Source organism: Pseudomonas sp. S2_A05 (genome assembly GCF_054668485.1).
The window spans coordinates 5423253-5437122 of record NZ_CP162775.1; the positions used below are offsets into that span (position 1 = coordinate 5423253).

10 protein-coding genes are annotated in these 13870 nt (G+C 62.2%); 2 read left to right on the forward strand and 8 right to left on the reverse strand.

Translation table 11 applies throughout. The features are described from left to right. Positions 1-144 precede the first annotated feature (144 nt). Together AB4O12_RS24550 and AB4O12_RS24555 are read left to right on the forward strand one after the other, a co-directional pair. Positions 145-1641 carry a DUF4329 domain-containing protein gene (locus AB4O12_RS24550; RefSeq protein WP_460059851.1) on the forward strand — a complete coding sequence of 499 codons (1497 nt, stop codon included), beginning with the start codon at positions 145-147 and terminating at the stop codon, positions 1639-1641. Further along, positions 1605-5150, forward strand: coding sequence for a hypothetical protein (locus tag AB4O12_RS24555; RefSeq protein WP_460059852.1), 3546 nt, complete (start codon positions 1605-1607; stop codon positions 5148-5150). Before AB4O12_RS24550 ends, AB4O12_RS24555 begins: the two co-directional genes overlap by 37 nt. 51 nt (positions 5151-5201) lie before the next feature. On the opposite strand, the gene AB4O12_RS24560 is transcribed toward AB4O12_RS24555, so the two are convergent. The 8 genes from AB4O12_RS24560 to cbiE form a co-directional block, all read right to left on the reverse strand. After that, positions 5202-6575 carry a PepSY-associated TM helix domain-containing protein gene (locus tag AB4O12_RS24560; RefSeq protein ID WP_460059853.1) on the reverse strand — a complete coding sequence of 458 codons (1374 nt, stop codon included), beginning with the start codon at positions 6573-6575 and terminating at the stop codon, positions 5202-5204. Between the two features lie 150 nt (positions 6576-6725). Further along, on the reverse strand, positions 6726-8846 hold the full coding sequence (locus AB4O12_RS24565; RefSeq protein ID WP_460059854.1) for a TonB-dependent copper receptor: 2121 nt from the start codon (positions 8844-8846) through the stop codon (positions 6726-6728). A gap of 56 nt (positions 8847-8902) precedes the next feature. Beyond that, on the reverse strand, positions 8903-9376 hold the full coding sequence (locus AB4O12_RS24570) for a DUF2946 domain-containing protein (protein ID WP_460059855.1): 474 nt from the start codon (positions 9374-9376) through the stop codon (positions 8903-8905). Between the two features lie 21 nt (positions 9377-9397). Next, a complete protein-coding gene (locus tag AB4O12_RS24575; protein ID WP_041480685.1) occupies positions 9398-9877 on the reverse strand; it encodes a copper chaperone PCu(A)C in 480 nt (159 codons plus the stop codon). A 48-nt stretch (positions 9878-9925) separates the two neighbouring features. Next, the gene (locus AB4O12_RS24580) at positions 9926-10324 is read right to left on the reverse strand and encodes a DUF2946 domain-containing protein (protein ID WP_460059856.1); all 399 of its coding nucleotides are present in this window, start codon (positions 10322-10324) and stop codon (positions 9926-9928) included. Positions 10325-10641: 317 nt separating this feature from the next. Next, positions 10642-11358: a cobalt-precorrin-6A reductase gene (locus tag AB4O12_RS24585; protein WP_406228157.1), complete on the reverse strand. Its 717-nt coding sequence runs from the start codon at positions 11356-11358 to the stop codon at positions 10642-10644. Then, a complete protein-coding gene (locus tag AB4O12_RS24590) occupies positions 11355-12452 on the reverse strand; it encodes a cobalt-precorrin-5B (C(1))-methyltransferase (protein WP_406228158.1) in 1098 nt (365 codons plus the stop codon). The genes AB4O12_RS24585 and AB4O12_RS24590 overlap by 4 nt, the downstream gene beginning before the upstream one ends. Further along, on the reverse strand, positions 12445-13656 hold the full coding sequence (cbiE, locus tag AB4O12_RS24595) for a precorrin-6y C5,15-methyltransferase (decarboxylating) subunit CbiE (RefSeq protein WP_460059857.1): 1212 nt from the start codon (positions 13654-13656) through the stop codon (positions 12445-12447). Before cbiE ends, AB4O12_RS24590 begins: the two co-directional genes overlap by 8 nt. Positions 13657-13870 lie beyond the last annotated feature (214 nt).

The following is a 13870-nucleotide window of genomic DNA, read 5'->3' on the forward strand; positions in this document are numbered from 1 at the left end:
ATTCGATTTTTTCTGGTTGGCAGATGCGGACGACTGAAGGTGTGTTTTGCAAAGGCTGTGCCCGGTCGCGTTCAGGCAAGAAAATGTCGTGCCAGAGCGCTTGCGCGCTGAAACCGTGCACCAGGAGGGGACGGCAGGCGGGCGATGGTGCGTCGAGTTGCGCCAGATTGGGGCGCCCGCTGGCGCTTAGATGCGGATACAAAAGCGATAACCCTGTACCACAGCTCGAGAAAACCGACGGGCCACACTCAGTTGCTCATCCGATTCTCAGCGCAGGTTTTTATGAGTCATGTCTCAGGCCGATCCGGTCGTACCGCAAGTTCTTCAGCAACGTTCAAGCTGCCCCCACTGAGCCCGGCTTTTCTGACTGAAGAAGACGCCGCCTATTGGGTGCACACACGAATTCCACTCAACCCGGAAAAAGAATACGGCAGCGTGGTCCTGCTGCGTCCAGACGGGAAATTCCTCGCCACCTCTCCCATCGCAGGTGAAGCCACCCACTTCGACTTCGGCACGATCGTGCAGACCGATGCCCTTGGCGGCATGCTCCATCCGCTGGGCTACCGATGTATCGCCAGCGTACACAGCCATCCGCCGATACATGACCAGTTCCGCAATGGCAATCGGCGTCAGGATGAAACCCTGCTCAGGCTGTTCATGAGCTTCTATTCAGGCGGCGATTTCATTGGCGATGTGTCGGCGCGGGATTTTTTCCGCAGCGCTTACCTTTCAGGCCCGGATGGCAGCTTGCTCAAATACGTCTCGAGCGGCTCGCCCGAGGAACGCGACTACTTCCTCTGGCAGCAGTCCGGCGGGCCGTCGGGCCATCCGGCGGGGGCCTATGACGTGATGGCGGTGATCAACAAGCTGGCGACCGTGGGTGAACTCAAAGTCATTGTTTCGAATGCCGATTGGAGCTACTCGGTGGGGCGCGTACCTGCGGACTGGAAGGCCGGGGCGTCGTTTTCAAAGGGTGCGGTCACCGAACTGCCGCTGATGACCCGGGTATGCGTCAATGCCGAACGCGCCGTGCTTGCCGCCTTGAAATCCAGAGGCGCACAGACGACGGGCCTGATATTGAAAAAATTGATTGGCGAGGAGTATGTCGCCACCCATGCGCGCCCGGCCGGACTGGCTGCATGGGATCCTGAGCGAATATTTCCGGTTGATGCCCAAGGGCAATTGCAGCTGCCGAGGGGTTATTTGCTGGAGGGTTTCTACTTCGCCTCGCGGCCCGACCCTGCGCAGTTTCCACCCGCTCAGCCGTGGCTCTACGAGAACTTCTTCACGCCCCGGGAGATCGCCGTCGCTATCGAAGCGAATGCCCGCAGCAAACATCTGGCGAAAGCAGGGCATGCGTTGTCGCTATACATGCGGGCGCAGGATCATGCGATGTTGAAGTACCGCTTCAGCGGCGATTCGATCGAAGCGGCACTGAGCGTTACGCAGTCGGACGGCACGGTCGGTGACAATGGTCTGCAGGCAAGGCTGTTGGCCGGCACACTGGATACCCGCGCATTTGTCTCGATGCTGGTACTGGCTGGCACCCTGGAGGTCGTGCGCGGCAGTGCGCTGTGGGCGCATCTGGGGCCGGTGGATCTGCAATGGCAACCCTTCGCCAATTTCCCTGGCCGCGATTGAGCGGCGCTTTTCTGTGCGCCGATGATGCCGTGCGCCATGCCCATGAACTCGCCGGCCTGCGCCGTGACAAACCGTACGCCGGGTATGTTTTTCAGCGCAGCGACAAGCGTTTCGTGGTGACCGAACCGTTGCCGGGAGATATCGACACGCTCAGTCAGGGCAGGCTTTATCCGATGGACAATCATGGGCGTCCGGTCTTTCCCCAAGACCATGCGCTGCACGCCCGTTACGTCTCTCACATTGCCATGTCGCAACTTTTGCCGGTGGATGCAGAGCTTTTTGGCTGGGCGTATCAGGAAGCGGCTGTGAGCTTGCAGATGTTGAGTGTGGCGGAGGTCAGGCAAGTCCTGCTCGACGAGATTGCCTTGTATGTCAGCGCGGCGCCGGACAGTCTCGTCAGGTATGAGGTCATCGGATCTGCGGGCTCCACGGAATTGGCTCGGCGCCTGGGCACGCGCCAGCATCCGGGCGCCCTGGCGCTGGAACTGGACAGCGGCCGTAAACGCCCGCAGGACTTCATACGTGAACAGGCAGCGGCCGGACGTTTAACGGTTCTGATCGATAATGAACTGTGGGGCTATCGCGGGCGGGTGCCGGCTACCTGGTCGCTGCGCACCACGCCCGCGCCTTTGCCCGTGCCGCAGTTGCCGGTGGTGCAACTGCCGCCGCTTCTGTATCCCCAGCCGGACAGAGACAAGCCGATCCTGCCCAAACCCACGCCACTCCCGCAGCCGCAAATACCGTTGCCGCCGCTGACGTTGCCGTTGCCCTGGAAACGCCTGGAAGGTGTGGCATTCGGCGCGATTTTTCCCTCGGCGGATGAGGCTGCACGGGATCGATGCATGGGGGACTTTCGTCTACAGGGCGAAACGCGCGCATACTTCGGCTTCATTCTCAGGCACAAGAGCCGGCCAGAGTATGTGGCTACCGAGTTGGTGCCCGTCAGTGATCAAGGCAAAAATCTGTTCAGGCTCGATTCGGTTTTCGCCGACCTGCCCTCAGAGCCCTGGCATGCGTTGCCCGAGGGCTTCGAACTGCACGGCAATTTTTATGCGTCGCAACGAGCCGGTGATCCGACGAAAAGCCCGGATGAATGGCTGGCGCATTACTTCATCTCGCCGGACCACCTGACAGCCTCGATGTATTACGGTGGCCGGCGCCCGGTCATGGTGCCGGACGTTCCCGCAGCGCTTTATATCGCCGTGCGCGATGGTGCGTTGCTCAAATATGCGTGGAGCAAGTCCAGCAAGCTGTTTCATGACGCCTCGTCCCAGCGCACGCTTGAACAGATCAAAAGCGATCTGGCCGCTGGCAACCGTCTACCGACCGACTTTATCCATGAGGTCGCCAGCAGCGGCGAGCTGTCCGTCATGCGCACCGGTCTGTGCTGGGACCGAGCGGGGCTGGTGCCAGCCACCTGGCAACCGTACGCAAATCTCGAACGGCGCCGGCTCGGTCCGGTTTTTCTGACGGCTGACGACGCGGCCGTCCACGCCGGGACACTCGTGCCTCTGGTGACCGACAGGGTGCATGGCGGGCTGATTCTGGAGACGGTCGATAAGCGCTACGTCGCCACAGTGCCCGTTGAAGTCAGCCATGAGGATTTCGATTTCACCGATATCTGCCCTGAGGAAAGTCGCGCCGCCGGATTGTTTCCTGCGGGTTGTCGCATCGTGGCGCGGTACCGCTCGCGCGTCGCCCAAGAGGTGTCGTTGGTCTTGGCGCCTGTGCAAAAGCAGGTGTACCAGAACGTGTTTTCGGTCGAGGTGCTGGAGTCGGCGTTCAACAAACGCGGCATCAAAGAGGAATACCGGGTGGCGGCGGACGGTTCGCTGGTTCGCTATACACCCGCCCCACGGGATGAATACCTGTTCTGTCCGGATGGCGCGGTGATTGGCTATCGGCCGCAAGCCGAACTGCTTTCGCAGCTGCTTGATCAGGGCGAGCGGCTGTCCGTCGTCGATGCAAAAGCGATAAGACAGCGCCTGCGCGATCGGCAATTGAAACCCGTCGAATGGGTGAACGATCTGGCCAGGGCCGGACGTCTGTGGGTGGTCGCCGCCAGCGAGATCTGGGGGCAACCGCGCCAGATAATCCAGTGGGCACCGTACACCGGGGATCTGTTGCCGGCCGCAGATTATGACAAGGCGTTGAGCAGCCCGGTCTGCAGCCCGCTGTTCATCCAGGCAGACGCTGCCGCGCGTTACGCTCATCAACTCTCCTTGAGCAGGGGGACGCAGACCTTCGGTTACCTCTTGAACGGCCCCGAGGGCCTGTTCGTGTCCACTTTGCCAGTTGCGGTGCAGCGTTCGGGGTTGGCGCTGGATCGGGTTTTCGAGCAGGGCAAGCTGCCGTCAGGTTTCAGTCTGAACGCCATTTACTTGCGAGCAGCGCTGCCACCGCTGGGCGCGCGGCCGGACGACGTACGGCACTGGTTTCTGCTGCCCAACGATGTCCAGGCAGCCTGCGCCTGGGCCAACACGCCCCAGGGTTACCGGCCGATCTACTTCTCCTGCGCCGATGGCGCGTTGTTGAAATTGCAACTGCATGCATTCGAGCCCGGCACTTTCTACGATGAGTTCGGGCAAGTGCAACTGCGCCCCAATGCCTTTGTGTCGAAGGTGGAAGCGGCGGTCGATGAGCGGGGCATTGCCAGCGGTAAGTTCAGATTTGTCGACTATGTCCAACGGATGGCTCATGCCGGCCGACTTGAGGTGATTGAAACCAGTGAATACTGGTCGCGGCATGGTCTGGTGGATGAACGCTGGCAGCCACGGCTGACCGAGGTGTCCAGTGAGCAACGCTGGCGCGAGCATCCGGCGCCAGCGCTGGGACCGGTCTTTCATCATCCCGATGATGCCGCCTGCCATGTTCATGGGCGGGTAGCCAGCCAGGCGGTAATAGGCACCGGTTATGAGAGTGCGATTCTGGCGAACCCGTCCAGCCTTCGATTCGTTCCGCTTGAGCCGATCGTGTATCTGGCCAACGAGGACAATCCGCTGTTGCGCATACTGCGTACCGCTGCGGATCCGGCTGTCAGTTGGCGCGATCCGGCGCCGCGTTACCCCGAGGGTTACTCGGTGATGGCCACCCATCAATTGCATGTCTCGGGCAACACCACGCTGGCGGCGGACGTGGATCAGGTCTATGCCAATTACGCTGCGCCTTCGCTGGTGCATGCGCACACCCATGCACCCACGGAAAAAGGCCTGCATATCCTGCATTACTACTATTCAACACCGCACGATGTGCTGCTCAAGTACACACCTGTGTATTCAAGGGCGGAAAGAGATCTGTTGCTGACCCGCTCAGCCACTTTCGAGGGTGGACGCTGGGTCAGCCGGCTGAGCCCTGGAGAGTTTCTTTCGCGGCTTATGGCGCTGGGTGAGTTTCGGGTGCTGATCGGCGGTTATTACTGGCGCCAGACCGGCCGCATGAACACTACCTGGCGAAGCCGTCGTCAGCAGTCCCCGACACCCGGAACCGTGCGCTTGCGCGACGAGTTGTAAATGAAATGAATGAACAGGCGCGGGCCGCCGAAACGGCCCGCGCCCGTCACATCAACGCTGCACCTGCGCGGCGTGCTGGCCAAGTCGGGGCACGAGAAACCGGTCGAGCAACCAGACCACCACCAGCGACGCCCCCACCAGTGGAAACACCACCGCCAGCACCAGCATGATCGCCACGCCGGTTTTCCACTTCGGCAGGTCATGGCGCAGCGGCGGCACACCGAATTTGCCTTCAGGCCGACGCTTCCACCAGATCACCACACCGCTGACGGCGCTGAGCAGAATCATCAGGCAGATCAGCAGCACGACGATCTGGTTGAAGGTGCCGAACATCTTGCCTTCGTGCAGCATCACGCCGATTTCGGTGGCGCGAGCAACGGTGCCGTAGTGCTCGAAACGCACATCGGCGAGGACCTTGCCGGTGTACTGATCGACGTGCAGGGTGGCGTCGTTGCGCGGGTCATCGGCGAACACGGCAATGGTGAACACGCCGGTGGCGGTGGTCGGCAGGGTGATGCTGTAGCCGGGCTCGACCTTGCGTTCGCTGGCGATGTTCTGCACATCCTGCAGGCTGACTTCGGGTGCTGCGGGACCGGCATGGGCATTGCCGTGATTCATGTGTTCGGCGTGGTCGCCGGACATCGGCATCGGTGTGTTTTCCATCGCCCACGGCACGGTCTGGCGAGTCGCGCTGTTGAGGCTGCGTGCCTCGATGTCGGAGGTCGGCACGTTGTCCCACATGGCGGCTGGAAACACGTTCCACACCTGCGCGTATTGCTTGCCCCAGAAACCGGTCCAGGTCATGCCGCTGAGCAACATCACCAGCAGCAATGTTGCGCCCCAGAACCCGGTGACCGCATGCAGGTCGCGCCACAACACCCGACCGCGACTGCTCAGGCGCGGCCATAGAATCCCCGCCGCCTGACCGCGCGGCCACCACAGAAACAGCCCCGAGACCACCAGCACCACGCCCCAGCCAGCGGCCATTTCGATCAGCCGATCGCCGACCGTACCAATCATCAATTCGCCGTGGATCGCACGGGCGATGGCTTGCAGATTCTGCTTGGCATCCTGCTCGCCGAGGATGTCGCCGTGATACGGATCGACGAACACGTTGAGTTCGTGACCTGCATTTTTCACCACGAATTGCGCGCTGCGCTCGGCATTCACCGGCGGCAGGTACTGAGTGACCTGGCCTTGCGGATAGGCAGCTTTCACCCGTTGCAGCAAGTCATCGGCCGGCACTGTGTGGTGCCCGGCCGGTACTTGGAGCAGGCTGCTGTACATCAGCAAATCGAGCTGCGGTTTGAACAGATAAATGATCCCGGTCAGGGCCAGCATCACCATGAACGGCGCGACGAACAGCCCGGCATAGAAATGCCAGCGCCAGGCCAGGTTGTAGAAATTGGGTTGAGGCTTTTGCATCACGTGTGCTCCGCTTGGCTTGGTTCTTTTCGTTGTCTGTTTACCTGTGGGAGCGAGCCTGCTCGCGAAGCGGTTGTTCAGTCGATATCAATGCCGACCGTGGCGCCGTCTTCGCGAGCAGGCTCGCTCCCGCATGGGTAGGTGTTGGTGTCAGAAACTCATATCCACTTTGGTCCAGAGCGTGCGCCCCGGTTCATTGATTGCTTGCGGGTCGTTGGCCGGATAGCCGAACCCGGCATTGCCGGCCAGATTCAGGTGCTCGGCGTAGGCTTTGCCGAACAGGTTGTCGACGCCGCTGCTGACCTTCCAGTGCTGGTTGATGCGGTACGCGCCGTTGAGCGAGAACACGCCGAAGCCGGAGCTCTGGGCGTAATCCTTGCCGACCACGTTGCCCTTGTTCGCGTCGATGCGGTGCTGCGCGGCGACCACTCGCCAGAGTGCGCCGGCGCTCCACTTGGCCTCGCTGTAGGTCAGGCCGAAGCGCGCATCCAGCGGCGGCATCTGCGGTAATGCCGAGCCGTCACTGCTGTTCTTGCCCCAGGCGTAGGCCAGGGTCGCATCGGCTTTCCAGTTGTCGGTCAGGTTGTAGGCAGCACCGAGTTCGCCACCCATGATCCGCGCGTCGATGTTTTCGGCGCGCGAGGTGCTCATGCCCATCATTCCCGGCGTGTAGTCGAACAGGATGTAATCGCGTACCACACCGATGTAACCCGAGGCCCAGGCTTCGAGGTCGGCGCTCTTGTAGTTCACGCCGAAGTCGAACTGCGTGGTCTTTTCCGGTTTGATCGAGTCGAACGCGTTGACCGATCCTGCCGGGCCGGACTTGGGCGAAAACAACTCCCAGTAATCCGGGAAGCGTTGCGCATGGCCGAGGCCGGCGTAGAGCGTGGTCGGGCTGTCGGCGAGGTCATGCTCGTAACGGATGAAGCCGCTGGGCAGGGTGTCGGCGCGGGTGTCGTCGGCGGTCGGGTTGGGGCGGGACATCATCCCCGACCCGGTGGTCTGCCGGTAATCCTTGGCCGAGGCGCGATCCACCCGTGCGCCAGTGATCAAGCGATCACGCTCGGCGGCGTACCAGGTCATTTCGCTGAACACGCCGTAATTGTGGAAATCGGCGTCCTTGCTGTACGGCAGGTCCTTGTAGGTATCGATGCCCATTGAGCTGCGCTGACGGTGCTCGTTGGTCTGTGCGTCGAGGCCGGTGATCAGCTGAACATCAGCCCAGCGCCAGGTCGCCTTGAGCCGCGCGCCGAGGGTCCGACGGTCGACGTTTGACGCCATGGGTCCCGCCATCATGCCGGTGCCGGAGGGCGTGCGCAGGGTGTAGTTGTCCATCACATGGTCGGCGTAGTTGTAGTAGACCTGTGCCTCGAGTTTTTCCAGCACCTCGCTGATGTTGGATTTCTCGAAACGCAGGCCGAGGCTTTCACGCAGGAATTGCGAACCGTCCATGCCGCGCCCGGCATACCGTGCCTCGCCATCGCCCTTGCCGGCGGTGAGCTCGATCAGGGTGTCAGCATCCGGCGTCCAGCCCAGTGCGACATCGCCGTTCCACTTGTCGTAGCGCGAGGCGACGATGTCGTTGTTGCCATCGCGGTAATCATCCGAATGCGCGGTGTTGCCGATGACTCGCACGTAACCCAGAGGACCGCCGGCAGCGGCGTCGACAACCTTGTCGAAACGCCCATGCGAGCCCGCCAGGAGGCTGGCGTTGACGCGCGTGCCGAGTTCGCCGAAGTTCTCCGGCTCTCGGTCGAACAGCACCGTACCGGCCGATGCGCCCGGCCCCCACAGGACAGTCTGCGGACCTTTGATCACCGTGAGCTTGTCGTAGGTTTCCGGCGATATGTACGAAGTCGGCGCGTCCATCCGGCCAGGGCAAGCGCCGAGCATCATGCTGCCGTTGGTGAGGATGTTCAGCCGCGAACCGAACATGCCGCGCAGCACCGGATCGCCGTTGGTGCCGCCATTGCGCACCAGAGCGAAGCCGGGAATGGTCTTCAGGTAATCGCCGCCGTCACTGGCCGGCACCGGTTGGCGCGGATCCTTGGGGTTGGTGACGATCGTCAGTGGTGAGCTTGGAGCGATGGCAGTGATCACCGTCGGGCTCAATTCATTTTCTTGGCCAGCGTGATCGTCGGCCAGCGCCAGCGGAGTCAGCAGTACGCCGCAAAGGACGGCAATAGCGTGCCTGCAACGAATCCGCGATTCATTCAGGGCAAAGTGCGCGCGGGCAGATTCCGCGCAGGGGACAGCAGTAAACCTGGACATGACAATTTCCATCGAACAGTCGTAAACACCACGGCCGGCAGCGTGAAGCTGTCTTCTCAACCGTGTGCAATCAGAGGTGCGTGTTTACGCGGCGATGGGGGGGCGCGGGTGCGGGCGCCGGGGAAGAAGGGTTGGCGGGCATGGCCCAGACGCGGCGAGGGTGGGGTGAAGGTGTTGGGTGGCGGGATGTTGAAAGCGACGAAATCGCCGCCGCCGGTCAGTGCCGGGCAATTGAACAGCAGGCTGCAATAGCCGCATTTTTCCCACAGCACGTGATGCGAAGATTGCGGCGGGCAATGCTCGGCCGCAGGCTGGGCGTCATGGCCGCTGTGATCCATGCCGGACATGTCCATCGACATGTCCATGCTCATTGGCATCGATGTCGACGCGTGCTGATCCATCGGCATCGACTGAGAAATCAGTGGACCGATGAAGATCATCAACATGGCGAACAGGGCGATCCAGCTGCCACGCGTCAGCGCTTGAGTCTGACGGTGATGCGGGACGGGCCTGGCGCGCAACGGACGCATGGGCGAAGTCAGCCGAAACAGTTACTGAGCGTGCACGTGGCCCTGGGCCGATTCCGGCGGTTTCTTCTGCACGGCTACTTCAACGCTGACGTCACCTGCCTTTTCGAAATGCAGGGTCATCGGGAAACGCTTGCCGTCGCTGAGCAGGCTGCGATCGCTCGGGTTGAGCAGCATCACGTGGTAAGCCATCGGCGCGAAGGTCACGGTGCCGCCGGCGGGGATTTCCACGCTTGGCACTTGCTGCATCTTCATCAGATCGCCCTGCATCACGTGCTCGTGCAACTGCGCTTGTGCAGCGATGGGCGAGTCGACGCTGAGCAGGCGATCGGCGCTTTTGCCGGTGTTGTGAATGATGAAATAGGCGGCGACGGTCGGCGCATTCGGCGGCAGTTCCTGCGACCACGGATGGGCGATTTCCAGCGCACCCACCTTGTATTCGTGGGCATGGGCAAAGCACGCCGGCAACAACAGCGCAGCGAGGACGAAGAGTTTCTTCAACATGGCAGTTCTCCAGAACGATTTGAAACGCGGATTCAGGGCGCGAACCAATCAGACCAGAGGGGAGGCACGGGGATTGAGACTCGGCCATTGCTGGCGCGGCGTCGGAGCTTTCAGGGAGACGGGCGCAACGCTGCGGTTGCTTTCAAATTGCGCGAAATACAGCTGCGGCGAATGCCCCGGCAGCGCCAGCAATGGCGCCCCGCCTGAGCAACACCAGCAGTGCTGCATGTTCGAATGGTTGTCGTTTTGCGGGGCCTTCTGATCCGTGGCACCGATGTCGATCGCCACCATCTTCATGCCGCTGCCGGTGCAGAAACTGCTCCAGAGTATCTGCTCGGCCGGTGAACTGGCCGCCTGCGCCATCGCCCCGCTCAGCGGCATGGCGAGCATGTTGAACAGCACTGCAAAGCAGGCGATCCAGGCAAATGCTAACCGGCGTCGGTTCATGGGACAGGTCCGTTGGGTGGGCGATCAGGCGCGGCCCATTTAGCCTGATCAGGGCCGATAAGTAAAAAAGCGTCGTGCGGTTTGGTGTCGCATTGAGCTGTTAAAGGAGTGTAGCTACTTGAATTTGCAGTGCCAGACCTGACGCCTTCGCGGGCAAGCCCGCTCCCACAAATTTTGTGAGTGTGCACAGATATCAGCAACATCCACGGTTCCTGTGGGAGCGAGCCTGCTCGCGAAAGCGATTTGTCAGGCACTGATGGGCTGCCGGTGCGGACGTCTTCGCGAGCAGGCTCGCTCCCACAAAGGGCCGTGCCGATTCAGTGGGAAAGGGCAGCGAGGACTTCAGCGACTGATTCAAACTCCCGATCAACCCCCGGCAACCCCGGGCGCTTCAACACCAGCACCGGAACGCCACGCTCGCGCGCCACTTCAAGCTTCGGCTCGGTGGCGCTGCTGCCGCTGTTCTTGCTGATCAATACATCGATCTGCCGGCGCTCGAACAGCGCTCGCTCGTCTTCCAGCAGAAACGGCCCACGGGCGCCGATCACTTCGCAGCGCGTGTTGCCGGGATAAACGTCGAGAGCGCGCAGAGTCCAGAACTGGTGGGCGGGGATTTCGTCGAGGTGTTGCAGCGGTTCGCGGCCGAGGGTGAACAGCGGGCGGTGGAACGGTTGCAGCGCTGTGATCAGTTCGGCCCAGTCACTGACCTCGCGCCAGTCATCGCCTGCTTGCGGCTGCCAGGCGGGGCGGCGCAAGGCCCAGCAGGGAATGCCGGCAAGCTGTGCCGCCCGGGCGGCGTTGGCGCTGATTTGTGCGGCGTACGGGTGTGTAGCGTCGAGCAGCAGATCGACGCGTTCATCGGCGATGAACTGCGCCAGACCCTCAGCGCCACCATAGCCGCCGACCCGAACCTGGCAGCGCAAATCGCTCGGCACCCGGCCAACGCCGGCGAGGCTGTAGATATGTTGCGGGCCGAGCGTGCGGGCAATCGCCAGCGCTTCAGTCACGCCGCCGAGCAACAAGATCCGCTTCATACAAAACCTCCGGCATGCCCGACAATCCCGCCCTGACGATCAATGGCAAACACCTCGACCTGGACCTGTGCCGGTACCACGCTGCGGGCGAAATTCAATGCGTGGCGACACACCTCATCCCCTAAAGCGATGCCCGCCGCGCTGGCCATGGCCAAGGCTTGTTGGCTGGTATTGGCTTCGCGAATGCCTTGTTGCAATGCCGCATCCGCGCCAATCGCCGCCGCCCACTCGGCCAGTTGCGGCAAATCGATGCTCGAATGCCGTGAGTGCAGATCCATATGCCCGGCGGCGAGTTTGCTGATCTTGCCGAAGCCGCCGCACAGGCTGAGTTTATCCACAGGTACTTTGCGCAGATGCTTGAGCACCGCACCGACGAAATCACCCATCTCGATCAGGGCGATTTCCGGCAGGTCATAGACCCGGCGCATGGTGTCTTCGCTGGCGTTGCCGGTGCACGCGGCGATGTGCAGATAACCATTGGTTTTCGCTACGTCGATGCCCTGATGAATCGAGGCGATGTAAGCGGCGCAGGAAAATGGCCGGACGATGCCGCTGGTGCCGAGGATCGACAGGCCGCCAAGAATGCCCAGCCGTGGATTCATGGTTTTCAGCGCCAGTTCTGCGCCGCCCTCGACATTGACTGTGACTTCGAAGCCGCCGCCATAACCGGTTTCGGCGGCGAGCAAGGCGAGGTGATCGCTGATCATTTTGCGCGGCACCGGATTGATCGCCGGCTCGCCGACGGCCAATACCAGGCCGGGTCGGGTCACCGTGCCGACGCCGACACCGGCGTTGAAGTGGATTCCCGGTTCGGCGGACAGGCGCACCTGTGAATAGAGCAGGGCGCCGTGAGTGACGTCAGGGTCATCGCCAGCATCCTTGATCGTACCGGCCTCGGCGCCGCCCTCGCTCAAGCGGCAGAACTCCAGGCGCATCTGCACCTGTTTGCCCTTGGGCAGCGTGATGTGCACCGCGTCGGCGCTGATGCCGGTGAGCAACAGGCGCGCGGCGGCGAGGCTGGTGGCGGTGGCGCAGCTGCCGGTGGTGAGGCCGCTGCGCAGGGGCGCGGGTTGTTCGGCGGTTTCGTCACGCATCGAGGGGTTTGACCAGTTCCAGCAGGGTGATCGGCAATGCCTGACGCCAGGTGTCGAACTCGCCGAGCGGTTGCGCCTGGGCGACATGAATGCGCGTCAGCTCACCGCCGTATTGTTCGCGCCAGTGCATCAGGGTGACTTCGCTTTGCAGGGTCACGGCGTTGGCCACCAGACGGGCGCCGGGCTTGAGCTGGTCCCAGCAGGTCTCGAATACACCCTCACGGGTGACGCCGCCGCCGATGAAAACAGCGTCTGGACGTTCAAGGCCATTGAGCGCTTGCGGCGCCTTGCCGCGAATCAGGTGCAAGCCGGGTACGCCCAGCGCATCGCGGTTGTGTTCGATCAATTGCTGACGGCCCTCGTCGGCCTCGACCGCGATGGCGCGACAGCTCGGGTGCGCACGCATCCACTCGATGCCGATCGAACCGCTGCCGGCGCCGACATCCCAGAGCAGTTCGCCGGGCTTCGGCGCCAGGCGGGCGAGGGTGATGGCGCGCACGTCGCGCTTGGTCAGCTGGCCGTCGTGACGGAACGCCGAATCGGGCAGACCGGCGAGGCGTGACAGGCCGGTAACACCGGGGTCGGCCAGGCACTCGACAGCGACGACGTTGAGGTCGGCGACCGCCGCATCGCTCCATTTGCTGGCGCTGCGTTCGATACGTCGCTCGGCGTCGCCGCCCAAATGCTCCAGAACAGTCATGCGACTTGGGCCGAAACCACGTTCGCAGAGCAATTGCGCAACGGCGGCCGGGCTGCTGCCGTCATTGCTCAGCAACAACAGACGCACGCCGCTGAACAGATGCGCATTGAGCGCCGCCAGCGGACGCGCCACCAGCGACACAATCGTCACCTCCTGCAACGGCCAGCCCAGGCGCGCCGCCGCCAGTGCGCAGGACGAAGGAGCGGGAATGATCGCCATCTCGGCGCTCGGCACCTGACGCGCCAGGCTGGCACCGACGCCGTAGAACATCGGATCACCGCTGGCCAGCACGCAGACCGGCTCGCCACGCGACTCGAGCACCGGCGCGAGGGAAAACGGACTCGGCCACAATTGCCGCTCGCCGCCGATGCACGGCGGCAGCAGATCCAGCTGACGCTGGCCGCCGACGATCCGCGAGGCGCCCATCAGAGCACGCCGGGCGTTCTTGCCCAGGCCTTTGAAGCCGTCTTCACCAATACCCACAACGGTCAGCCAATCGCCCATTTCATACTCCAGATCCTGCGTCCAGCGAAGCGGGCGACATGATAACGCGACAATCGATAACTGGCTGCTGTCCTTTTTTGAGGAGCGCCGACATTGAATGTTTACATTGTCTTTTGTGATTTTTCGAGTTCTTCGCAAGTATTGAATTGGCGTTCCGCTGGAAGTGCTTGTGGCTATCCGGAAGGTACTTTTTTAGTAAATTGAATAATCGAAT